This window comes from Rhodococcus sp. P4_E4 (assembly GCF_056401575.1).
On sequence record NZ_JBFUJB010000005.1, the window covers coordinates 178,575 to 200,729 of the forward strand.

Here is a 22,155-nt window from a genome sequence, read left to right on the forward strand (position 1 = left end):
CGGGCGCAGTTCTGCTCGGCCACGGATCGAGCGGGTGCCGGAGTTCATTGTTCACTGCGGACATGCGTGATGGTGTTCGGGATGATCCGTGTCGCGGATTGGATCCAATTGTGCCTGTTTGCATGTTTGACCGCGGTTGCGATCTGGGTCGAATGCTTCACCGCTTTGGATCCAATCGCTTAAGTTTGCATGCCGGACAAAACTCACAGCTCGTATGTTGCGCGGTGTTGCACCAGTTCGTCAAGTGGGGCAGGCCACATTTGCTTCCGATAGAGACCTGGTCGGGTTTGCGAATGGATCCATTCGATGGCAATGTGAGGCCCAACACGGAAAGTGGACCGCCCCGCGCGAGTCCCTCCGCGCTGTCCAGACGCGCTGCCAAAGCTTGGCCGTCCAAAGGCCTGATCCGGAGACTGACTATGACCACGCACAAGAAACTCACCGCAGCATCACCATGGGTGGAACTGGCAACATCGAACAAGGACTGGGATGCGGCCGCCCCGTCGCTTCTCGCCACGATGCTGGCTCAGACGATCTTGATCCGATCCTTCGAGGAATACGTCCTGGAGTTGGCGGGGAAGGGACTGATCCACGGTCCGGCCCACTCCAGCATCGGACAAGAGGGTGGGGCTGTGGGGTCGATCGTCGGCCTCACATCCGCTGACTCCATCAACGGTTCCCACCGCGGACATCATCAGTTCCTTGCCAAGGCGCTGGCCCATGTGGCTGTCGACGGTTTGGATCCGACCGCTGAACTCTCGCCAGAGGTCCGTACCGTACTGACCCGCAGCCTCGCAGAGATCTGTGGTCTGTCGCGCGGCTACTGCCGTGGTCGTGGCGGGTCCATGCACCTGCAGTGGAAAGAAGCCGGCGCGATGGGTACGAATGCGATCGTCGGAGGCGGGGTACCGCAAGCTGCAGGGTTTGCCTGGGCGCACCGTCAGGCAGGAACCGATGCCGTCGCAGTAACCTATTTCGGTGATGGCGCGGTCAACATCGGTTCGGTACTCGAATCGTTCAATCTGGCAGCGGCATGGGATCTTCCGATCTGCTTCTTCATCGAGAACAACCAATATGCGGTTTCCACACATGTCGCGGAAGCGACCGGTGAACCGCGATTGTCGGCACGCGGGCTCGGGTTCAACATTCCTAGTTGGAAGGTTGACGGTATGGACCCACTTGCGGTCCACCTCGCGATGCAGGAGGCCCTCACCCATATGCGTTCGGGTAAGGGCCCGACGATCATCGAAGCTGATGTCTACCGCTTCTTTCACCAGAACGGTCCATTCCCGGGCAGCGCTTTCGGCTATCGCACGAAGGACGAAGAAAAGGCCTGGAAAAAGCGCGATCCGCTTCGTCTGCTCACCGATCAAGTAGTCCGTCGGAAGCTGCTGACGGAAGCCGACGTAGCCAAGGCGGTCGCGCAAGCCTCCCGAGTAATGCAGGAGATCGGTGGCGAGCTGCTGGAAACAGTGCCAGGGGGCAAGCCTGGCGAGGCCAGAATCAAGGCATCGGAATGGCCGGATGTGAACTTCGTCGATGTCGGGATACGTGGTGATCTCAGTGAGTTCGGGGGTGCCCGATTCGTCGAGCCGGAGGAGTTCGCCGGCGAGATGGTCGATCGGAAGTTCATCGACGTCGTGGCGGAGGTAATGGACCGTCGCATGGACGCCGACAACTCCATCGTCGTGATGGGTGAGGACATTCATCGCTTGAAGGGCGGAACGAACGGCGCTACAAAAGGATTGGCTGATCGATACCCGGGCAGAGTGCTCGGCACTCCGATCAGTGAGAATGCGTTCGCAGGCCTCGGTGGCGGAATCGCATTGGACGGACGGTACAAACCAGTCGTCGAATTCATGTACGCCGATTTCATGTGGGTGGCAGCCGACCAGATCTTCAATCAGATCGGAAAGGCGCGACACATGTTCGGAGGGGACAGCAACGTTCCATTCGTATTGCGCAGCAAGGTCGCTATGGGGACCGGCTACGGCTCGCAACATTCCATGGACCCTGCCGGCGTGTTTGCAACTGCCCCGGGATGGCGCATCGTCGCACCGTCCACGCCGTACGACTACATCGGCTTGATGAACAGCGCTTTGCAATGCAACGACCCGGTGGTGGTCATCGAGCACGTAGACCTATATGGCACGAGCGGCCAGGCGCCGACCGATGACTACGACTACTTCCTGCCGGTCGGGAAGGCCGCAGTGCGTCGGCGCGGAAGCGATCTCACGATCATTTCCTACCTGTCGATGGTGGGGCATTGCCTCGAGGCAGTGGATGAAATCGGGACAGTCGATGCCGAGGTCATCGATCTCCGTTGGCTCGACCAAGCGAGTATCGACTGGGACACCATTGGCGAAAGCATCAGAAAGACCAACAACGTGGTCATCGCTGAGCAAGGAGCATACGGAACGTCATACGGCGGCTGGCTCAGTGATGAAATCCAGCGCCGATTCTTCGATTGGCTTGATCAGCCCATCCAGCGAGTGACGGGGTCTGAGGCATCGCCGAGCATCAGCAAAGTGCTCGAACGTGCGGCAATTGCACAGACGGATGAAGTGGTCGAAGCGTTGAAGAGGATCACTCGATCGTGAAGCGACCGAACCGAACCCACTTACCCTCATCGGCAGAAATTCTCTAGGAGCAATCAACCGCCATGGCGACATTACTGCGCATGCCAGAGGTGGCAGCCGGAGCTACCACCGTAATCCTCTCCGAGTGGCCGCTTGCTGTCGATTCGGAATTCGATGTCGACGAACCGTTGGCCGTTCTCGAAACGGACAAAGCGACGGTTGAGATCGAGGCCGAGTCCGCGGGTGTACTTGTACACACATTCGTCGAACCAGGGACATCCGTCGAGGTCGGTGCACCGATCGCCGTCCTCGCTGATCGGGGCGAAGTCGTAAAGGATATTGCGGCATTGCTGGCCGAGCTCGGGGTCCGTGATGCCCATGGGTGCTCTGCCAAGCCTGAAACATCCAATGCTGTAGACGAACCCGACGGTACGTCGTCTCCGACCGTGCCGGGCGAGAAAGTGGCCGATGAGAGGGCGCCGCGAATTTTCGCGAGTCCCTTGGCGCGACGCCTAGCGGAATCGGCAGGGCTGAACCTCGGTGACATCGTGGGATCGGGCCCGAACGGACGCGTCGTACGTAACGATGTCGATGCCGCAATAGCAGTAAAGGGCGCTTCGGCACAGGCCGTCGCAGTGAAAGATGTTGGTGTCAAGGACGCTGGTGTCAAGGGCCATGGCTCTGCCTTCACGGACACACCGCACACGAGACTTCGGCGTGCAATTGCTGCTCGGCTGACATCGAGTAAGCAGACACAGCCCCATTTCTACATCTCTGGTTCTGCTCGGGTCGATGCGTTGCTGGAGGCGCGCAGGCAGCTCAACGAAGTCAGCGCTTCCAAGGTGTCGGTCAACGATCTGTTGATCAAAGCGATGGCGAAGGCGCATACGCTGGTGCCGGAGATGAACTCGATCTGGGTCGAAGACGCAGTGAGAACCTTTGCCAAGGTGGATATTTCGATCGCGATAGATTCCGATCGCGGATTGCTTACTCCCGTTCTGCGCGGGGTCGACGCCATGTCCATTTCCGAAATTGCTAGCGCTACAAAAGATTTAGTAGCGAGAGCAGGTGCAGGGAAGATTCGGCAGGACGAACTCGAAGGTGGGTCGACGACGATCTCGAACCTCGGGATGTTCGGGGTCGAGGAATTTTCGGCCATAATCAACCCTCCTCAATCGTCGATTCTTGCAATTGGAGCAGCGACCGAGCAGCCCGTTGTCGTGGCGGGACGGCTGGAGGTCGGGACGGTCCTACGAGTGATTCTCTCGGTTGATCATCGTCCGATCGACGGGGCGATCGCCGCGAAGTGGATGAAGCATTTCACCACAGTTCTCGAGAACCCGATCCAGATCTTCGGCTGAGCAGACATCGCGAGAAAGTGGGAGGCACAGGTATGAATTCACACTACGACGTGGTCGTACTCGGAGCTGGGCCCGGTGGCTACGTTGCGGCCATCAGGGCCGCGCAGTTGGGGCTCTCCACTGCTGTGGTCGAGGAAAAGTACTGGGGTGGCGTATGTCTGAACGTCGGATGCATTCCGTCGAAGGCACTGCTACGGCACGCGGAGATTGCGCACCTGGTGACCGACGGAGCCTCGATGTTCGGAATCGAAGGTGTCACTTCGGTTGACTTCGGGGTTGCGTTCGACCGCAGTCGATCTGTTGCGGACGGCCGAACCAAGGGCGTCAATTACCTGATGAAGAAGAACGGTATTCGGCAGTACAACGGTCGCGGCGTATTTCGTGGACCGAATACCCTCGAGGTATCGGGGGTCGATTCCGCGACGATAACTTTCAACAACGTGATTATCGCCAGTGGAGCAGAGCCACGGCTACTTCCAGGCACGACTCGCAGCGACAATGTAGTCACGTATGAGGAGCAGATTCTCACTCGCGAGCTGCCGAAGAGCGTGGTCATCGCCGGTGCAGGAGCGATCGGTGTGGAATTCGCCTATGTCCTGAACAGTTTCGGAGTTGACGTCACGCTGGTCGAGTACGCAGAGCGGATCCTTCCGCTGGAAGATGCGGATGTATCTGCCGAACTGTCGAAGCGATACAAGAAATCCGGGATCACGATTCTGGTTTCCACTGGGGTGGAGGAGATCGTCGATTCGGGTGGCCAGGTCAAGGTAGTAGTGAGGCAGGGTGGCGAGGCGCGAACGCTGCTCACGGACAAGGTGATCCAAGCGATCGGATTTGTTCCGCGGACCGACGGCTACGGCCTCGAGACGACAGGCGTCGAACTGACCGAGCGAGGAGCCGTGATGGTCGACGAGTACATGCGTACTTCAGTGCCCGGAATCTTCGCAATCGGCGACGTCACCGCACAGTTGATGCTCGCTCACGTCGCAGAGGCCCAGGGCGTGGTCGCGGCTGAGACGATTGCCTGCGTAGACACCGTCCCTGTCGACTACCCAATGATTCCCCGCGCAACTTTCTGCCAACCCCAAGTTGCCAGCTTCGGATGGACGGAGCAGCAAGCGAGGGACAAGGCCGACACCATGGGCTGGGATGTCAAGGTGGCTACCTTTCCGTTCAGTGCCAACGGCAAGGCGCATGGTCTAGGGGATGCTGTCGGGTTCGTGAAGCTGATCAGCGACGATACGTACGGTGAGTTGCTCGGTGGACATCTGATCGGACCGGAAGTGACCGAGTTATTGCCAGAGCTGACGCTCGCTCAGAAATTCGAACTGACAGTTGAAGACCTCGTACGCAACGTTCACGCTCACCCGACACTGAGTGAGGCGCTGCAGGAGGCTTTCCACGGGCTTGCCGGACACATGATCAATCTGTGAACGGACTGCTGTTGAATTGGTCCGATAACCGAACCGAACGAGGAGTGGCAAGTGATAGGCGTCAAGGCAGACTCGCTCCCTGAGCCCCTGCGGGGAAACGCGGTGGCACAGATCGCCATGATTGTGCCTGATCTGGAATCGGCCGTTGCGCTGTGGAGCGGCATTCTCGGCCGAGACGATTGGTCGATCTACACGTATGGGCCCGACAACGTTCCGGAGTTGAGCTACCGAGGTGAGGAAGGACGGTTCGGCATGCGCTTGGCTTTTGTCGGTGTCGGTCCCCAAATCGAGCTGATCGAACTCCTCGAAGGCCCCAGCTCGTACCACGAATGGCAATCGCGTCACGGTTTCGGATTGCACCATCTGGGTTTTGTCGTCCCGTCGATCAAGGACGCGATGATCGAAATGGCGGAACACGACGTCGATTTGATTCAGTCGGGGTACGGCTATGGGGCGAACGGGGACGGAGGTTTTGCGTACTACGACACTCAGGATTCGGTCGGCGCGATTGTCGAGCTCATCGAGGTTCCATCGATCCGACGACCATCCGAGGTTCTGTAGAAGCCGCGTCGATGAGCGCGGTGTAGACACGCTCCGGCTCTTCGGCGATGCGATTGAGTACGTACAGCCACCACTGTGTTCCGAAGATGACGTATTCGCGTGTGGTGAAGCCCGCGGCTCGGAGTGCGTCCAGTTGCTCGGTACCGAGACCAAGCAGCATCTCGAACTCCACGTGGTCGGCTCTGAGCTTCGAATCATGCTCGGCGCGTAATGCTTCGAGGATGTCGCGGTCATGCGTCGCGATGGAAACCTGGTGACCCGATTCGACAATTCGGGCTGCGTAGTCGAGATACGCGCTGCGCAGTTCGGCACTACCGCGCGGGTAGGCGACGGATTCGGCTTCGAGGAAGGCGCCCTTCACGAGACGGATGCGGCCGGGTCGGTCCAGCAGAGCGGCGAGATCCTTTGCGGTCCGGTGCAGTCGGGCCTGAACGGTGATCCCCACGTGAGTGAAGCGCTCGGCCAGCCGCGCGTGCATGTCGAGGACCAGGTCGGTGCGATCGGACGCTTCGGCGGAGATGATCAGCTCGGCACCTGCGCGTTCCGTGGCCTCGGCCAGGCGCACGACATTGCGAAAGCACTGCTCCGGATCGATTACCAAGCCGATGTGCGAGAGGTCGAACGACACGGTGCTCTCGACACCCGACGTGCCGATTCGTTCGGCGAGTTCCACGAAAACATCGGTTTCGGCGTTCGCGAGCTCGGGATCCCGGACGCTTTCCCCGGTGTATTCGATGCTCGCCTTGTGTCCTCGCGCGAAGATCGAGGGGAGGCGGTCGAAAGCGTCGTCGATGGTTTCGCCGCCGATGTAGCGAGCGGCGACTTTCCGTGCGAGTGCTGCAGTCGCAGCGTCCGCCATGGTGCGTTCTTTCAGGGATTCGTCGAGTGCGAGGCGGCGTAGGACGTCTGCGGCCTGGGCTTGTAGATCCGTGTTCACGGCTTCAGCGTATCCGGACGAGGGTGCGGGAATTATTCTCCGGACCCTTGCGTTCGATCTATTGTCGATATATCGTCGATACGTCAAACAAACATAGACAGTCCAGGAGGACAACATGTACGCCCCACATAACAACCCAGAAATGCAAGAACGTCGCGAGCATGGCCGCCGAGGCCCGCATCGTGGACACGGTTTCCGTCGAGGATTCGATGGAGAGCGCCCCGAGGGTCGCTTCGAAGACCGAGCAGAAGGACGCCCCGAAGGCCGACGCGGTCGCGAAGGTCAGCGCGGATTTGGTCGACCCGACCAGCGCGGACACGGCCGCCCTCACTTAGGTGAAGCCGGCGCAGCGCTCCGTCCCGCGATGGGTCTACTCCGAGGTGCCGCTGTCGCGGTAGCCGCAGGTGGGACCGCTGAGCAGGTCGCCAAGGCAGAGGCAATTCTTGCCGAGGCACGCCGTGCACTGTTCGAGATGCTGGCGGAAAAGCCGGCTGACGTGCAGCAGGCTCACGCAGAATCTACCGACACACTGCCGGCAGAGTGATCACGGCGCTCAGGCGCCGACGGTGACTTCCTCGCTGTTCATGCCGGAAACGTGGCCGTCGGCGCCCTCTCGCCAGTACCCGACAACATTGTGCTTGTCGCGAGCAATTCCTCGAACTTCCCTCAGATGCTTACGAATACGACGGCTGGTTGCGCTTTCGCACGCCACCCACGCGTAGACGTCGGCCGATTCGGATTCGGGAAACTCGACCTTCTCCACAGCTTCGAACAGCGCGCTCGGCGCCTTTCCGAGGCCACTCCCCACGAGCCACGTGTACGTGACGTCGCCGCGAGTGACAAATTCCTGTCGATCCTCTTCGGTTTCGACCTCGATGATCGCCTGTGCGACATCGCCCTCTCGAAGTTCTTCGACAATCCTGCCCAGTCCGGGGAGACCCGTGGCGTCTGCGACCAGCAGCTGCCAGCGAGGACCCGCCGGTGCTTGGTAGTGGGACCGCGAACTGTCCGACCAGAAGACGCCTAGTAGGTGACCTGGTTCGGCCCGCAGGGCCCAATCCGCTGCAATACCGCCAGGGTGCACGACGAAGTCGATGTCCAGACGTCGGCCGCCGTCGTGCACCTTGCGCACGGTGTAGTGCCGCCACGGTGGCTCGGTTCCGAGATCGGCCTTGCCGTAGTCGGGATTGTTGAAGTAGTCGTAATCTGCTTCTGTTTCACCGGGTTTCGGGAACGCAATATCGATGCGCTCGTCGCCTTGTCCGCCGGTCGGCCAGTGCCAGTCGCCTTCTGCCTCGATGCTGATTCGCCGCATGTGCGGGGTCAGGGACGTGACGGTGACAACGCGGGCGGGTTCGCAGAAAGACATGCCTCGACCCTATTGGTCCTGCGTGTCGAAGTGGAGACAGATGCTGTCGCAAGACGGACATCGCGCGCAACCGAAAATGCCAGCGTATGCCCCGGGGCATGGTTATTCCCCGGGGCATACGCTGGCATTTTCAGTTATGCCCGTTCAGGCGGCTGTCGGTGGGCTGTTCCCGCCGATCGGGTGCTGATACGGGTCAACGGACATCGGCGGATAGAACACCGTCTTCCGATCCGGGCCGATCTCCACCCGCCACTCCGTATGGTGCAGCGTCCGATGATGATGACCACATAACAAGATCAGATTGTCGAGATCTGTTGGGCCACCATCATTCCAGTGAACAATATGATGGGCATCGCACCACCCCGACGCCGTCCCACACCCCGGAAACGCACACCCACCATCACGAACCGCCAACGCCCGCCTCTGCGGCACCGTTGCTGTTCTCGCTTCCTTACCGCAGTCGAGCGGAACACCATTCTCATCCAACAAGATTCGGGTGACGGTGCAGTCGCACGCCAGCATCCGGGCAGTGTCGATGCTGATCGGGCCCACCCAATCCGTCCACGCGAACCCCAGTTCATCGGTGGACGGCAACAGGTCTTTCAACGCCTGCAGGTCCGTCATGTCTTTCGCGGACGCGGTGACCGTGATGTGTGGTTTCACTCCACCTTCGATCGGACCCAACCCCGCCCGCTCGTACCGGCGCAACAGTTCGCAAAACCCGTCCGCACGCCGTAATGCAGGCGTGCGGGTGTCCTTGACACCGTCCTTCTCCGGCGTCGGAGCAGACAAACTCGACAACAACGTGATCAGACGCGCCCCGTTCACAGCATCCAGATCACCCTTCACAGACACCCGCCCGTACAAGCCTTTCGAGGCGTAGAACTCGTTACGTTCGGAATCCTCGCCGACCGGGACGCCATCCTCGCGCTTGCCGTACTGCTTCTCGATCCGCCGAATCGCCGCCCGCACCGCATCACAATCCGCAATGTTCTTCGACGCCAACCCCAACAAGATCCCGCGAGCCTTGTCCACATCCGCCAGGGTCATATTCTTCGGCGGATGCTGACAAAACGACGCCACCTGACGCGCCTTCAACGCATCGACATCACCCCGGTGAAACGCATCGCCCACAACAGGTTCGAGCATCAACAACCGCGCCAACCCGACCAGCAGACTGCACTCACCGATCTCCAAATTCGTCGAACCATGCAACCACTGCGCGATCGCCCGAAAACCCTTCCCGCCAAGAACCTCACGGGAAAACATCTCCACGATCAACAACACCATCCGCGACTGCAACTCGTGCCGGACACGCGCCAGATCCAGAACCTCACTCTTGAGGTCCTCACCATCCAGCTGCCACGCATCCCGACTGTCCATGAAGCAATCATATTCGAACAGAGTTTCGAACACAAGAGAATTGCAAGCGAAAATTACTGCTGTCCAGCTACTTTCGACAATTCGGACAAACGTCAGATCGAACCCAGCTCCCGCGCACGAGCTACCGCCGACGTCCGCGACTTCACGCCCAACTTGCCGAAGATGTGGACCAGATGCGATTTGACCGTGGTCTCGCTCAGGAACAGTTCTTTGCCGATCTCGCGGTTGGATCGACCCGCCGCCACCAACTTCAGCACTTCGATTTCCCTTGGACTAAGGCTGGTTTCGGGTTTGCGTACCCGAGTCATGAGCTTCGACGCGATGGCGGGGGAGAGAACGCTGTCCCCGCTTGCGGCGGCGCGGACGGCCGACAGCAACTCGACCGGGGGTGTGTCCTTGAGCAGATAGCCGCTGGCTCCGGCTTCGACGGCGCTCAAGATATCCGCGTCCGTGTCGTAGTTGGTCACAACGAGTACGTGCGGCGGATTCGGCAGCGCGCATACCGCGCGGGTGGCGTCGACCCCCGTCTTGCCTGGCCCGAACCGCAGGTCCATGAGCACGAGGTCGACCGGCGTGGTGGCGCAGAAGGCTATGGCTTCCTCGGCGGTCCCTGCTTCGCCGACCACCTCGATGTCGGATTCGCTTTCGAGCAGCGCTCGCAGCCCGGCGCGCACGATCGCGTGATCGTCGGCGAGCAGCAGGCGGATCACTGTTCACCGACATCGAGGGGAAACGTCACCGCGACGGCCGTGTGTCCCGGCTCCGACTCGATGGAGAACGTTCCGCCCTGCAGTTCGACGCGTCGTCGAATTGCGTTGAGGCCAAAAGATTCCGCCGGTCCACGTTCGAGAACTGCCACGTCGAAGCCGCGGCCGTTGTCGACCACGTCGAGGCTGACGGTGTTGTCGGAATACGTCAGTGTCACAGCCATTCTGGTTGCATCCGCGTGGCGGAGAACATTGGACACCGCACCCTGGGCGATGCGCACCAGTGTTGCTTCGAGAGGCATCGGCAGCCGGATTGCCTCACCTTCGACCACGGATCGCGCTTCCAGTTCAGGACTGCTCGCGCGTTCACAGATTCGACGAAGCGCATCGGCGAGCGACTGACCGTCCAGGGCCGCCGGTGTCAATTCGGCTATGAGTTGGCGGGTTTCGGCAAGACTGTCCGCTGCAGTTTCCCGTGCGAGGCTGATCTGCCGGATGGCCGGGCTTTCCGGATCGGCGCGTTCGGCAGCGTGGAGGAGCATCTGGATGCTCGAAAGTCCTTGGGCCACGGTGTCGTGGATCTCGGCCGCGAGCCTTTCACGTTCGGCGAATTTTCCGGCATCGCGAGACGTCGACGCCAATTCTTCACGGGTGTTCATCAATTCGTCGATGAGACGTCCGCGCTCGGCTGCCTCCCGGTACAGCGCCTGATACCCGAGACCGATAGCAACGGCTACGGCGGCGCCGATGATCGGGCCGACGGCGCCGGCCACTGTCCACCCGCGATGCAATCCGGTGCCGATCACGGCGACAGTCGTTGCCGCGGTGACGGCCAGCAGGCTCCAGGGGCGCCGCAGAATATGGAGATAGAGGAAGAAGAGTCCGAACGCGAGGTAGGCGGCGTCGGCGGATACCGCCATCGTCGCGATCCAGACGAGGGTCAGCACGGCCAGCCACCAGCGGGCAGCGTTGCCGCGCAGCCTTTTGGCAACCCCGAAAAGATAGACGGCAACAAAGATCACGGCCAACGCGATGATTGTTGCGGTCAGGTCGGATTCGTCGATCAGCGCTCGAAGAAACACCACTCCGGCCAGCGCCATGACAAGGACATGCAGGCCCAGTTGTAGGCCGGCGAAGACAGGCGTGAGCGGAGATCGGTGCATCTCGCCCAGCTTAGCGAGGTTCGGGCCTGGTTCATCCATCAAAAGTTGTAAACCGGGATGGTTCTTTCGAGCGCTGGAATGTCGATCCGAGGTGCGATGGAAAGAGTCTGCATCCGCGAGAGCGTAGAGGCAAGCACAGGAAAGGAATTCACAGTGTTTGTCGCAATGAGGGACTTACGGGCAGCGCGAGGTCGTTTCGCGCTGATCTCCGTCGTGGTTCTGTTGGTTGCACTTCTGGTCAGTTTTCTCAGCGGGTTGACTGCAGGACTTCGCCATCAGAACGTGTCGGCCATCGAGGCCATGAATGCCGACACGGTGGTGTTTGCAGACACCGGAGCTGGGGCGTCGTTCGACGAATCGGCGCTCACGCAGGACCAGGTCAACGCCTGGGCCGGGGCCGCGAAGGATGTCGATCCCATCGGAATCGGCCGCGGGAAGGCAGGATTGGCCGACGGAAATCAGAAGTCGGTGGCCCTGTTCGGTGCTGACGGCGGTTTCGGTGACGTGACGCCGTCGGCGTCAGGCACGGTGGTGTTGAGCGAAGGTGCCGCCCGCGATCTGGGGGCGGGCGCCGGCGATCAGGTGAGCGTCGGTACGCAGCAGTTCACCGTCAGCGACGTTCGCGGTGACGACTGGTACAGCCATTCGCCCGTCGTCTGGATGACGCTCGGTGACTGGCAGGCGGCCAATCCACGCGGCGGAGTTGCGACAGTACTGACTGTCACCGGAGCCTCTGACGCTTCCGCAACGGACAAGTCAGCCGTGACGACGTCGACGACGGTCAGCGGTTCGCTCGACGCGATCGGTTCGTACAAGTCGGAAAACGGGTCGTTGACGCTGATGACGCTCATGTTGTTCGCGATCTCGGCCCTGGTGATCGGTGCGTTCTTCACGGTGTGGACGATCCAGCGAACCCCGGACATCGCGACGTTGAAAGCGCTCGGCGCGACTACTGGTTCTCTGGTGCGCGACGCACTGGGCCAGGCGCTCATCGTTCTGATCGCCGGCGTCACCGTCGGAATCGGGCTGACGGCCGTGGCCGGCTCGCTGATCGGAGACGCCATGCCGTTTGTCCTGGACGCATCCACGACCGTCGTACCTGCCGTGGCATTGATCGGACTCGGTCTGCTCGGCGCGGCCTTTGCACTTCGATTCCTCTCGACCACCGATCCACTCACAGCATTGGGGAGCGCACGATGACCATGACAACCGGCACCACAGTTCTCGACATCCAGAACGTCGATCTGACGTTTCCCGACGGGCAATCGCGGGTGACGGCGCTGGACGACGTGTCTCTGCGACTGCACCGCGGCGAGATCGCCGCAATCACCGGACCTTCGGGTTCAGGCAAGTCCAGCCTGTTGGCGGTGGCGTCGACCCTGATCCGTCCGGATTCCGGGCACGTCTATCTCCGGACGCCGGAAGGCAGCACCGACATAGCGGCGCTGAGTCGGAGGGCGGCGTCGGAATTGCGACGCTCGTCGATCGGAATCGTCTTCCAGCAGTCCAACCTCGTGTCGTCGTTGACGGCTCTGGAGCAGCTCGAGGTGATGGCGCATCTGGGGCAGTCCGTTTTCACGTCACGGACCCGTCGCAAGGCCGTGAAATCAAAAGCGATGGATTTGCTGGACGCTGTCGGGCTCGCGGATCAGAGCGGAAAACGACCGTCTCAGCTGTCGGGTGGGCAGCGACAGCGCGTCAATCTCGCGCGAGCATTGATGAACGATCCGCAGCTTCTGGTGGTCGACGAGCCCACCAGCGCGCTCGATCAGGAGCGCGGTGCCGCTGTCATGGATCTGATCATCGGGGTGGTGCGGGAACACGAGGCGGCAACCCTTCTCGTGACACACGACCGAAGTCACCTGTCTCGGATGGATACTGTCTATCGTGTTGTTGACGGTTCCTTGGCGGAGGACCAGGAGGCGCTCGCGGCGTAACTCAGGCGGGCACGATTCGGGCATTCGTCACTGCATCCGGGCGGGAAGTCAACCCGCGATTTGCTGGGCAGTTAGACTGTTGTCGACTCGGGCAACTTGAGAGGACGTGTTATGGAACGCCGCCGCAATGTTGCGCAGCCGCCACAATCGCCGATTGCGGATCTGGAGCAGATGCCTGCTCTGATTCTCCTCGACAGGCTTCCGGTGCCGGTCATGGCCGTTCACCGCGACGGCAGCATCGTTTTTGCCAACCCGTCCTTCGCTGACATGCTGGGATATCCCAAGAAGGCCGTCTCGGCGTTGCGTTTGCAGGACATCCTCTACGACAAGGATGCCGACGACGTCAGTGCCGAGCAGGCTCATCGTGAACTGAGTTCCGAGCCGGGCTCGGTCAAGGAGTTCGTGCACTCCGACTCCACGTTGGTGCGCGCGACGGTCAGTCAGTCGTTGCTCCGACGGGACGACGACACGATCACCCTCGCCGTCCTTCACGATCTGACGGAACGCCTGTGGAACAACCCACGGCACATCGACGACAAGCCCACCAAGTAGTCCCAGCTACTTCCGGGATTTGACGGTTCGGTCCAGGCCGAGGGTGGCGGCAAGGGTGTTGACCACCCATTCTTCGTACTTTTGGCCGGTCCAACCCGCGCCGACCACGAGGTCTGTGTACGTCTCGGGGCTGAGCAGCGTGAGTGCGACGTTCACGGCTGTTTCGAGGTCGACGGTTGGCGCTTTTTCGACTATGCCGACCATCAGATGTTCCTGCACCGTGCGTCGCTGAGTGCGGTTGATTTGCCACAGGCGGGCGGCGTCCTCGTCGGCGGAAGCGGCAGCCCGCAGTGCCAACAGGATGTCTGCGGTGCGCTCCAGAATGAGCCGTCCGTGGTGAACCTGAATCCGGAGTTGCCCGAGTGGATGTGGGGCGCCTAGTGCTGCCGCCACCCACGGACGGTCGAGAGTTGCCGTCTTTTCCTCGTCGCCCGCAACGGCCACGTCGAGCAGTGCTGACAGCACGCTCGGCTTGTTGCCGAACACAAAATAGACACTCTGCACCGACACGCCCGCCGCCGCGGCAAGCTGTTTGATCGTGGCGGCCGCGTAGCCGGGATCGACAAAAACTTCCCGCGCTGCCTCGATGATCTTGCGCCGCGCCGACGTGTCTTCCCGAAGAACCTCAGTCATGATTAGAGTTTAACTCTAGAGTCGAACTCTAGCGACTCGGGAGGCGAAATAATGACGAAGGTTCTTGTACTCGGTGGCTACGGTGCCGTCGGGATTCCCCTGATGAAACAACTCGCGAAGGTCCCCGAAATCTCCGCGTACTCCGCCGGGCGCGATCGTGCCCGCGCGGACGTCGTCGTTGATCTTAAAGAACCAGGCGCGTACGCGGCTGTGGTTCGAGACTTCGATGTCGTGGTGAATGCGTCGGGTTTCGAGGACGTTCGCCTGGCAGAAGAAGCGGTACGCGGTGGGGCGGCATTCGTCGACATCACGGCAACCTCGAGCTACTGCGAAGAACTGGAAGCGGTCGACGGCCCAGTTCTGATGGGCGTCGGATTGGCACCGGGATTGACCAGTGTCCTTGCCGCCGAAGCGCATCGACTCGGCGACGGACCCGTGGACATCGTGATCGGCCTCGGCGGCGGAGAACTACACGGGCCGGCCGCGACGGCGTGGACGTACGGGATGTTGGGAACGAGGTTTCCCGATCCCGACGGGCGATCGATCCGGAACTACACCGGGATGAAGACGTTTCGGATGCCGGCGGACGCGACCGGGTACCGATCCGGTCCTGCTGTGCGGGCAGACTTTTCGGACCAACATGCGTTGACGCGCGACCTTGGTGTTCCGGTCAGAACGTACCTGCGATTGGACACGTCCACCGCGACGCTCGGGCTTGCGGCCATGACGTGGGCGCCCGCCCTCCAGAAGGTAGTGCCGAAGAAGCTGTGGGGCTCGGATCGTTGGGTTGCGATGGCACGAACGGATACCGGCCCGGCGCTGTGGGTTTCGGGGCGTAGCCAGTCGGCCGCGACGGCAACCATCGCCGCGCGTGCCGTGCAGGTGATTCGAGACAGTGCAATCTCGAAGCCGACTTGGTTTCACGCGGTGGAGACCGCAGAGTCGTTACAACTGGCAGTTCCGGAACTGTCAGTGCGGCAATGGGATGGTACGAGGCGGACGTCCGGCAAGACCGTCGACTAGTCGGGGCGAGCCGAGAAACGGCAATCCGGCGGCCGCATTGGTGAGACAACCGGGAACGACGACGCGGACGACGCGCAGGCCGGCGCGGAGAACATCAGTTGTGGTCAGATCGACCCATGCCGGCCTGAAACCCGAACCTGTCAGTGCGCTTTCGGTGTCGATGGGTGACGTCAGAGAGTCGAGGTCCACCTCGCCGACGACGGCATCTGCCAGCTCACTCTCGAATCGTGCTTGGATCTCCGGGTCCAGGTGGAGCTGCAAGTGGCATCCGTAGTCCATGACGTCGGCAAAGTCCGATCGGTAGACGTCCGCGTAGTGTCGGTCGGCTCGCCACGGCGCAAGCGGGCTGGTCGGGGAGGCAGCGGCTAGACCGATGCCGCTCTCCGGGTCGTCGTAGTCGGCGGAAAGCAGTTGCAGCTGAAGCGCTTCGCCGAGCGACTTGAAAGCAGCCGTCTGCGCTTCTTCGTGGCAGGCGGTACCCATGGTCGAGTATCCGGTGAGTCGGTCGTGGACGAGGGCGCCGAGCACCGGGATGCCGAAATCGCTGTCGAATGACAACCACCTGGTCGAGAGGCTGCCGTGATTGCCCAGGCGCCGAAGCACCTCGGGGATGCCGGTGACTATCCGAACGCCGCGTCTTCCGGTCCAGGAAAGCGTCATCGCGTCGCGCTCGACTATCTCGCGCACTGCATTCCGTATCGCGAATTCCGTCGTGGGACCGGCGGCGAGACCCGCCTGTGCTACTGGAGAGATCGCCGGACCCGTCCGGGCGACGAAATGAGGATACGAACCCCAGACGAGTTCGGCCGGTACCCAGATATCCGAACCCGTCATCAGGTCGACTCCGCGAGTCCAGTCCAACTCGAGATCGTCGGTTGGTTCGACGAACGGGAACTGTGGCCGCGCGTACTGGGCGGCGTCGAAACACGCGAGTTGTGACAGGTCGATGCTTGCTCCGATCAATGCATCGGCCGACCCGCGGACGATCGGTTTGGTGACGATGTTCCCGCAATATCGTTCCACCGCTTCACCTATCGCGGCAGCGGTAGGCCGCGCACGGTCACCCAGATCGAAGCAGTATCCGGCACCCGCCGAGTCGCTGGACCAGGGTGAGAAGCGTGCCGAGTCGGAGACATACGAGTGAATCAGCTTGAACTCCGGCGGAAAGTGCTGGGGAACAACGGCGTCGACCAACTCTCGAATGATCCCAGTTCGGCGGTCGACGAGCAAAGTTCTCATGCGAGAGGAACCGGCAGATGCAGATGGGTGGTGGATGCGCTGGTCAATCTGCTACCTCCAAGAAGGGGAAAAGCTGCCGGCGCATTGTTGTAGAGGCCGGGAGACAGGACGCGGACGACGTGTAACCCGGCAATCGAGATGTCGCGAGTGGTGAGATCGACGGAAAGCGGCTGGTGTCCTCGGGACGTCAGGAGAGCAATCAGAGAAGTCAGATTCAGCGGCGCCTCGTCGGGAATCTCTGATACCGAGCGTGTTTCGGTGTAGTCGAAGAGATGCTCTTCCGCTGCCCCAGCCATCACGGGGTCGAGATACAGCTGGGCGACGGTCGGCAGATCGACGACGTCCTTCCACTGCGCATCGAACTCGTCCCGGTAACGACGGTCGGCCCGAAAGGGTTTGTACAGGTGCGCCGGCAGCGTTCCGTCCGCCACGCTGCGCCAGGTCGGCCCGTGGGGGTCGGCGAGGTCGATCGTGATGGCAAGTACGGCGTACGCCTCGACAAGGGCCTTCGAGACTGCCGCCTCCACCGTTGGTCGACAAGCTGTGCCCAGCGCGACCAATCCACGTCGGTCATCCCGGATCCACACTGCGGCGACGGGAATGCCGAAGGGGGAGGGAAGCAGAAGCACTCGAACGCTCCGAGTGTCGCTCTCCAGATCCCCGAGTTGGCGGTGCACAGGTAACCGCTCCCAGTCGGCGAGTTCGATTGCCGGCTGTGACCGGTCCCCGCACCACCACAGCGCGGTGGCATCGCGTTCGAGAAGTTCCAGCAGAGCTGACATCTCGGCCTCGGCGCGTGAGCGTCCCGCGGCGATTCCGGCGTACTGCAACGACGCGATCGGTGGTTCGCCGCGACGGGTGCCGGTGTAGTACCCGAGATAGGTCAAGGCGGCCGGCACATAGGTGGGCACTTTTTCGTCCATGGTGTGACCCAGCGCCCAGCGGATTTCCAGAGCCGATGTGAAGGGAGCAAAGGGGAATCCGGGAAGGCGGTACTGATCCTCGCTGTACAACGCAAATTTCGTCGGGTCGACGACCCGTGAGCCTGCCAGTTCCAGCGCTGACGCACTGCTGCGGATCAGATCTTCGGGGACCACGTTGCCGCAATATCTTTCGACAGCCTCACCGGTTGCCGCCCCGCGGGCCGCTGCGTCGTTGCGTATCGAAGCCCCGAATCCGTAAGGGTCCGCGCGAAACAGTGAACCGCTGCCGCCGAAGTTTCTGGTGTCGGCCACCCTCGCGGCCCAACCGACCCAGCCCGTCGGCATGTCCGAGCGAATGTGTGGTTCCAGTGAGGTCAGCACGCCGCTTCGGGCGTCGACCAGCAAGTCATCCACCGGCAGTTCCTCCGAGTATCGGCAGGGTCAACGACCCGGAAAATGATTGGTGCAGTGCGGTACTGCGTGTTCCTCGATAGCGATCACCGTCTCCGAGATTGCGTGCGAGCCGTGGGAAGTCCGAGCCGGCGATCCGCAGCGTCAAGACATCACCTGCGCGCACGGTGTGCAGCACGGGATCCAGATCGATTGTCACCATCGTCGGCTGCAGGCTGACACCCGCGCCACGAGCGATCGATCTCGTGACTCCAGTGGGATCGACGACGCTCAGTTCGGCGATCCAATCGGCTTCGCCCTGGGGTGAATGTACTTTCAGCTCCACCGAGGGTGTTCCGGAGAGTACGGAGTCGTGCTTGATATCGAAAGTCCAGACAACACAGTTGTTTCGGTCCCCTGAGGCTTCATACAGGAAGCTGTGGGCTGCGTCCTTCCGATCTGGTTCGAGACGAATCCGGTTCGCACCCGTGACATACGGTTCGGTCGACCATTCGCCTGCACCCCGGTCGAATACCCGATTGATGGTCACGGGCCGCGCCGAGAATATCGATTCCATCCACTCGACCTGAAGGCGGCCGAAACTTGTCTCGCCGACCATTCCAGGGCGGAGGTCGTGCGCCCAGGGACCCACGATCAAACTCTGCGGCGCACGCCACACGGATGCGAAGTGCCGCAGTGTCTCCCGAATCATCGCATCGTCCCAACCGCCGATGTGCAGCCCGGCGACGTCGAGTTCGGAGAGTTTGTCCGCGGACACCAGATCATCGCCACCGAAGTCTTCGCGCTCACGAGCGCGACGGATCGGCGTCAACCAGCCCGGTGAATCGGAGGTCAGGCCAACCTCCTCGATCATCGACTGCACCGGGAGATGTTCCAGCAAAGACGAATCCGAGCGCATCAGGGCAGGGATGAAACCCTCACGAGAGGAAGACGAATCTCCGTGCTCGCCCCACCACGCCAGATGCTCGGCGAGGAGAAGTATCCCCGAGGGATCACGTTTGACGCGGTCGCTTCCGATGGTCGGCACTTTGGAGACGACGCCGCGAGCGCGAAATGCCCGATCGGCGCTGGTGGTCTCGGCAGCAAACGCCCACGCAGTTCCGGCCGCATACGAAGCCCCGCTTGCGATGACGCACTCCGGTGTCCACGGCTGATCCTGCAGCCACTCGGCAAGGGCGGCGCCGTCCTCGCGCTCGTGGAGGTACGGTTCCCAAGATCCGGTGGAATCGTGCCGTCCACGTACGTCCTGACAGATGAAGGCAATTCCTCGCGATCGCCATTCGAGCCCCTCGGCCAGATGCCACCCGCGTCCGTACGGGGTACGGATCACGATCAGTCCCCGAGGTGAAGAATCTGGTGGGAGAAGCACATCCGTAGCCAGCGAAGAGCCGTCTGCCGCTGGGATCTTCACTCCGAGTGAGATCACCGGAGCGTCGGCGAAGGTTCGAGAACGCCGCCTGGCAGTGGTAGCACGGGATGGCGAGTCATCATGAGGGTTCGTGGATTCATCCGGATCTGGTGGTGAAGGTGTGATGGCGGTGCGCCGTAAGAACTAGCCACGACGTCCGAACATGCAAGTGCACTGACCATTGCGGCTGCGGTGGGTGAAAGTCCAAGCGGACGACGTTCGCTGTCGGCGAGGTGGTTCCACAGAGCCAGCAGGTGATCCGGTACACGTGACGCGGCTAGTCGTCGACCGCAGACGTCCCGGTAGCTCGCGCTGTCGATGCCGTCGAAGAAGGGACCGATGCAGATCTCACCCAGCTCCGCGTGGACGCGTTGCCACGGAGTTCGGCTGTGGCGGCACCAGGTATCGAGTTCCGACCACGCGTCGTGAGGAGGAGCGTCGGCAACCGACAGTACGAGGTCCGAAGACGCAACGTCGTCTTCGATTGGCGCAGTGGTGGATACGACCTCGAGGTCCGGAAGCGCCTTGGAGAGCAGAGCGATGCAGGCATCGGCAACGGGTCCGACCCCGTCCATCAGCACACGCTGTGGGGCCGGAATCTCTGGCACTTGACCTGGAACAGCCAGCACGCCGCGAGAGACGAGAGCGTCGGCGATCTCGATCGCTCCCGGGCCGAGCACCGAACCAGAGCGCCGGAGAAAGTTGTCGAGTTCCGCGAGGTCTTCGGCCGGCGCACCGATCGTGACCGCGTTCTCGTCCGGTGTCAGGTAATGCCAAACACCGTCCGGTGTCGGATACAGCTGGTGTCCGTCGGCGAGGGCGTACACGGATCTCCTTGTCGGTGCCCGCACCCGACGAGTCGGATGCGGGCGGGGTCATCGGCAGATCAGACCGTCGAAACAGTCCGGATCAGGGAAGGTTTCAGCTCTGGAAGCTGAACGGGTTGTCGACGAGCGCGTTGGTGCCCACACCCTGCAGAGCGTGTGCGGACGTCGCCTCGGCAACGGGCTCGAAGGTGAACGGGTTGTCGACGAGGGCGTTGGTGCCGACGCCCTGGAGTGCATTGGCCGGAGCCGAGTTGGAGACGCTGTCGAACGAAATGTTGCTCATTGTCATCCCTTCCGTAATGGAAACCATTTCCATTACGATGCCACCGTACGAAAGATCGCCACGGAGAGCAACAGGTACAAGAGAGTGCATACATGAGCGAGACCTCGACGACGGGATCCGCCGAAGCGCAACCACATGTGTTTCGGGACAGATCGTTTCGATTCTTCTTCACGGCTCGCACGATTGCCGTGGCCGGTGCGGCCGTCACCGGAGTGGCAATGCCGATTCTGGTGTTCGACATCAGTCGGTCTCCGTTTCTCACCTCGCTCGCGGCTGCGGGGACGGTTCTGCCGTACCTCGTGTTCGGCTTGTTCGCGGGCGCCGTGGCAGACCGAGTCAACCGGCGGACAGTCATCCTGTGTGCGCAGGCCGTCGCTGCTCTTGCCTTGGCGAGCATTCCGGCGGCTCAGGCGCTCGGTGTGTTGACGGCATGGCACGCGGTCGGCGTATCGATGTGCATCGGAACGTGTTTCGTGTGGTTCGATGCTGCAGCTTTCGGAGCGTTGCCTGCGCTGGTCGGTCGGCAGAGAATACCGGCCGCCAACAGTGCGCTGTGGACTTCCAGCACGCTCGTCGATGTTGCCTTTCCGGCTATTGCAGGAGTGCTCGTGGCGTCGATCGGCCCGGCCTACGCATTGGGTGCTGATGCACTGGCCTACGTATTGGCCGGGCTGGCCATGGCGTCGATCGGAGCCTCGTTCTCGAGTACTCCTGCGGCGCCGAAGAAGTCGGAACCCGGAATTGCGCGTGACATACGCGAAGGCCTCAGCTTCCTCTGGCAGTCTCCGCTCCTGCGAGCCTTGACCGGCGTCGGCTTCGTCAATTCGCTGACGCAGGGTGCTGTCACGGCGCTCCTGGTGGTGTACGCGACCGAGAGGCTGGGGATTTCGACGTCGAGTCCGATGATCGGGGCCGTGTGGACAGCAGTCTCCGTGGGTGGCGTGGTCGGCGCAGTCTTGCTCCCACGCCTACCGGCGCAATGGCCGGTCGGCGCGATCACTGTCGGTGCGTTGACCATCGCCCCGGTGGTGCTGTTCGTCGTTGCGACAACCAGCAACACCGCCGCCGCGATCACCGCTCTGACCGTCTACTCCGGCTGTGCGACTGTCACCATCCTCAACGGCATCGGTGCACGTCAGCGTCTGACTCCGGATCGTCTACAGGGGCGCGTGAACACCACGGCGAGGATGGTCGCCTGGGGTGGTTCGCCGGTGGGTGCCTTGATTGCCGGGGCAATTGCAGGACGATGGGATATCGGCACCGCCTACCTCGTTGCGTGCAGCTTTGCGCTGGTCGGGGCACTCTTCGCGTGGGTGAGCGCCCTGCGTACCGATCCTTGTCCGCACAGATGAGCATGTCACTATTAATGAAAACGACTGTCGTTATGATTAGATCCACCTGTTCATCCCTGTGAACCCCCGCCTAT

At 61.6% G+C, this 22,155-nt stretch carries 22 protein-coding genes; 11 read left to right on the forward strand and 11 right to left on the reverse strand.

All coding sequences use genetic code 11. The features are described from left to right. Positions 1-419 precede the first annotated feature (419 nt). The 4 genes from AC1DVN_RS08170 (at position 420) to AC1DVN_RS08185 (ending at position 5,934) form a co-directional block, all read left to right on the forward strand. Positions 420-2,600 (forward strand): alpha-ketoacid dehydrogenase subunit alpha/beta, encoded by a 2,181-nt coding sequence (locus tag AC1DVN_RS08170; RefSeq protein WP_029537334.1) that lies wholly within the window; start codon positions 420-422, stop codon positions 2,598-2,600. Positions 2,601-2,680: 80 nt separating this feature from the next. Continuing rightward, positions 2,681-3,940: a dihydrolipoamide acetyltransferase family protein gene (locus AC1DVN_RS08175; protein WP_256065319.1), complete on the forward strand. Its 1,260-nt coding sequence runs from the start codon at positions 2,681-2,683 to the stop codon at positions 3,938-3,940. A gap of 32 nt (positions 3,941-3,972) precedes the next feature. After that, positions 3,973-5,373 carry a dihydrolipoyl dehydrogenase gene (gene lpdA, locus AC1DVN_RS08180; protein WP_290283670.1) on the forward strand — a complete coding sequence of 467 codons (1,401 nt, stop codon included), beginning with the start codon at positions 3,973-3,975 and terminating at the stop codon, positions 5,371-5,373. A gap of 51 nt (positions 5,374-5,424) precedes the next feature. After that, positions 5,425-5,934 (forward strand): VOC family protein, encoded by a 510-nt coding sequence (locus tag AC1DVN_RS08185; protein ID WP_019746293.1) that lies wholly within the window; start codon positions 5,425-5,427, stop codon positions 5,932-5,934. Here AC1DVN_RS08185 and AC1DVN_RS08190 read toward each other — a convergent pair. After that, positions 5,891-6,871, reverse strand: a complete 981-nt coding sequence (locus AC1DVN_RS08190) for a proline dehydrogenase family protein (RefSeq protein WP_290283671.1) — start codon at positions 6,869-6,871, stop codon at positions 5,891-5,893. The two genes, AC1DVN_RS08185 and AC1DVN_RS08190, sit on opposite strands and share 44 nt — an antisense overlap. Before the next feature lie 161 nt (positions 6,872-7,032). Here AC1DVN_RS08190 and AC1DVN_RS08195 point away from each other — a divergent pair, with 161 nt between their 5' ends. Next, positions 7,033-7,206: a hypothetical protein gene (locus AC1DVN_RS08195; protein ID WP_400821616.1), complete on the forward strand. Its 174-nt coding sequence runs from the start codon at positions 7,033-7,035 to the stop codon at positions 7,204-7,206. Between the two features lie 29 nt (positions 7,207-7,235). Further along, positions 7,236-7,415 (forward strand): hypothetical protein, encoded by a 180-nt coding sequence (locus AC1DVN_RS08200; protein WP_019746296.1) that lies wholly within the window; start codon positions 7,236-7,238, stop codon positions 7,413-7,415. A gap of 9 nt (positions 7,416-7,424) precedes the next feature. Here AC1DVN_RS08200 and AC1DVN_RS08205 read toward each other — a convergent pair whose 3' ends face one another. The 4 genes from AC1DVN_RS08205 to AC1DVN_RS08220 all read right to left on the reverse strand — a co-directional run bounded on the left by AC1DVN_RS08205 (position 7,425) and on the right by AC1DVN_RS08220 (position 11,532). After that, positions 7,425-8,240, reverse strand: coding sequence for a siderophore-interacting protein (locus tag AC1DVN_RS08205; RefSeq protein ID WP_030536654.1), 816 nt, complete (start codon positions 8,238-8,240; stop codon positions 7,425-7,427). Between the two features lie 144 nt (positions 8,241-8,384). Then, positions 8,385-9,623 (reverse strand): HNH endonuclease signature motif containing protein, encoded by a 1,239-nt coding sequence (locus AC1DVN_RS08210; RefSeq protein ID WP_477993686.1) that lies wholly within the window; start codon positions 9,621-9,623, stop codon positions 8,385-8,387. Positions 9,624-9,715: 92 nt separating this feature from the next. Further along, positions 9,716-10,333 (reverse strand): response regulator, encoded by a 618-nt coding sequence (locus AC1DVN_RS08215; RefSeq protein ID WP_019746299.1) that lies wholly within the window; start codon positions 10,331-10,333, stop codon positions 9,716-9,718. Next, positions 10,330-11,532 carry a sensor histidine kinase gene (locus AC1DVN_RS08220; protein WP_477993687.1) on the reverse strand — a complete coding sequence of 401 codons (1,203 nt, stop codon included), beginning with the start codon at positions 11,530-11,532 and terminating at the stop codon, positions 10,330-10,332. Before AC1DVN_RS08220 ends, AC1DVN_RS08215 begins: the two co-directional genes overlap by 4 nt. 114 nt (positions 11,533-11,646) lie before the next feature. Here AC1DVN_RS08220 and AC1DVN_RS08225 point away from each other — a divergent pair, with 114 nt between their 5' ends. From AC1DVN_RS08225 to AC1DVN_RS08235, 3 genes are all read left to right on the forward strand, one after another. Further along, positions 11,647-12,693 carry an ABC transporter permease gene (locus AC1DVN_RS08225; RefSeq protein ID WP_477993688.1) on the forward strand — a complete coding sequence of 349 codons (1,047 nt, stop codon included), beginning with the start codon at positions 11,647-11,649 and terminating at the stop codon, positions 12,691-12,693. After that, positions 12,690-13,430 carry an ABC transporter ATP-binding protein gene (locus AC1DVN_RS08230; protein ID WP_020968047.1) on the forward strand — a complete coding sequence of 247 codons (741 nt, stop codon included), beginning with the start codon at positions 12,690-12,692 and terminating at the stop codon, positions 13,428-13,430. Before AC1DVN_RS08225 ends, AC1DVN_RS08230 begins: the two co-directional genes overlap by 4 nt. A 111-nt stretch (positions 13,431-13,541) precedes the next feature. Further along, positions 13,542-13,982: a PAS domain S-box protein gene (locus AC1DVN_RS08235; protein ID WP_003943598.1), complete on the forward strand. Its 441-nt coding sequence runs from the start codon at positions 13,542-13,544 to the stop codon at positions 13,980-13,982. 6 nt (positions 13,983-13,988) lie between these two features. On the opposite strand, the gene AC1DVN_RS08240 is transcribed toward AC1DVN_RS08235, so the two are convergent. Next, a complete protein-coding gene (locus AC1DVN_RS08240; protein WP_019746303.1) occupies positions 13,989-14,615 on the reverse strand; it encodes a TetR/AcrR family transcriptional regulator in 627 nt (208 codons plus the stop codon). 51 nt (positions 14,616-14,666) lie between these two features. Between AC1DVN_RS08240 and AC1DVN_RS08245 the strand changes: the two genes are divergently transcribed. Beyond that, on the forward strand, positions 14,667-15,638 hold the full coding sequence (locus AC1DVN_RS08245) for a saccharopine dehydrogenase family protein (protein ID WP_153213364.1): 972 nt from the start codon (positions 14,667-14,669) through the stop codon (positions 15,636-15,638). Here AC1DVN_RS08245 and AC1DVN_RS08250 read toward each other — a convergent pair. From AC1DVN_RS08250 to AC1DVN_RS08270, 5 genes are all read right to left on the reverse strand, one after another. Continuing rightward, entirely contained in the window at positions 15,585-16,877 is a 1,293-nt protein-coding gene (locus AC1DVN_RS08250; protein WP_477993689.1) for a YcaO-like family protein, read from the reverse strand. The genes AC1DVN_RS08245 and AC1DVN_RS08250 overlap by 54 nt on opposite strands. After that, entirely contained in the window at positions 16,874-18,214 is a 1,341-nt protein-coding gene (locus AC1DVN_RS08255; protein WP_322742492.1) for a YcaO-like family protein, read from the reverse strand. The genes AC1DVN_RS08250 and AC1DVN_RS08255 overlap by 4 nt, the downstream gene beginning before the upstream one ends. Then, positions 18,207-19,637 (reverse strand): CocE/NonD family hydrolase, encoded by a 1,431-nt coding sequence (locus AC1DVN_RS08260; protein ID WP_477993690.1) that lies wholly within the window; start codon positions 19,635-19,637, stop codon positions 18,207-18,209. The genes AC1DVN_RS08255 and AC1DVN_RS08260 overlap by 8 nt, the downstream gene beginning before the upstream one ends. Continuing rightward, positions 19,634-20,446, reverse strand: a complete 813-nt coding sequence (locus AC1DVN_RS08265) for a hypothetical protein (protein ID WP_477993691.1) — start codon at positions 20,444-20,446, stop codon at positions 19,634-19,636. The genes AC1DVN_RS08260 and AC1DVN_RS08265 overlap by 4 nt, the downstream gene beginning before the upstream one ends. Positions 20,447-20,540: 94 nt before the next feature. Continuing rightward, complete coding sequence (locus tag AC1DVN_RS08270; RefSeq protein ID WP_003943543.1) at positions 20,541-20,729, reverse strand: streptamidine-related RiPP repeat protein; 189 nt, start codon at positions 20,727-20,729, stop codon at positions 20,541-20,543. A gap of 92 nt (positions 20,730-20,821) precedes the next feature. Here AC1DVN_RS08270 and AC1DVN_RS08275 point away from each other — a divergent pair, with 92 nt between their 5' ends. Beyond that, on the forward strand, positions 20,822-22,081 hold the full coding sequence (locus AC1DVN_RS08275) for an MFS transporter (protein WP_031330989.1): 1,260 nt from the start codon (positions 20,822-20,824) through the stop codon (positions 22,079-22,081). Positions 22,082-22,155 lie beyond the last annotated feature (74 nt).

Bases quoted from the DNA above. Each gene is read 5' to 3' on its own strand.
- AC1DVN_RS08170 (WP_029537334.1), top strand. From the start codon at position 420: ATGACCACGCACAAGAAACTCACCGCAGCATCACCATGGGTGGAACTG.
- AC1DVN_RS08175 (WP_256065319.1), top strand. From the start codon at position 2,681: ATGCCAGAGGTGGCAGCCGGAGCTACCACCGTAATCCTCTCCGAGTGG.
- lpdA (WP_290283670.1), top strand. From the start codon at position 3,973: ATGAATTCACACTACGACGTGGTCGTACTCGGAGCTGGGCCCGGTGGC.
- AC1DVN_RS08195 (WP_400821616.1), top strand. From the start codon at position 7,033: ATGGCCGCCGAGGCCCGCATCGTGGACACGGTTTCCGTCGAGGATTCG.
- AC1DVN_RS08200 (WP_019746296.1), top strand. From the start codon at position 7,236: ATGGGTCTACTCCGAGGTGCCGCTGTCGCGGTAGCCGCAGGTGGGACC.
- AC1DVN_RS08205 (WP_030536654.1), bottom strand. From the start codon at position 8,240: ATGTCTTTCTGCGAACCCGCCCGCGTTGTCACCGTCACGTCCCTGACC.
- AC1DVN_RS08210 (WP_477993686.1), bottom strand. From the start codon at position 9,623: ATGGACAGTCGGGATGCGTGGCAGCTGGATGGTGAGGACCTCAAGAGT.
- AC1DVN_RS08220 (WP_477993687.1), bottom strand. From the start codon at position 11,532: ATGGATGAACCAGGCCCGAACCTCGCTAAGCTGGGCGAGATGCACCGA.
- AC1DVN_RS08230 (WP_020968047.1), top strand. From the start codon at position 12,690: ATGACCATGACAACCGGCACCACAGTTCTCGACATCCAGAACGTCGAT.
- AC1DVN_RS08235 (WP_003943598.1), top strand. From the start codon at position 13,542: ATGGAACGCCGCCGCAATGTTGCGCAGCCGCCACAATCGCCGATTGCG.
- AC1DVN_RS08240 (WP_019746303.1), bottom strand. From the start codon at position 14,615: ATGACTGAGGTTCTTCGGGAAGACACGTCGGCGCGGCGCAAGATCATC.
- AC1DVN_RS08245 (WP_153213364.1), top strand. From the start codon at position 14,667: ATGACGAAGGTTCTTGTACTCGGTGGCTACGGTGCCGTCGGGATTCCC.
- AC1DVN_RS08250 (WP_477993689.1), bottom strand. From the start codon at position 16,877: ATGAGAACTTTGCTCGTCGACCGCCGAACTGGGATCATTCGAGAGTTG.
- AC1DVN_RS08270 (WP_003943543.1), bottom strand. From the start codon at position 20,729: ATGAGCAACATTTCGTTCGACAGCGTCTCCAACTCGGCTCCGGCCAAT.
- AC1DVN_RS08275 (WP_031330989.1), top strand. From the start codon at position 20,822: ATGAGCGAGACCTCGACGACGGGATCCGCCGAAGCGCAACCACATGTG.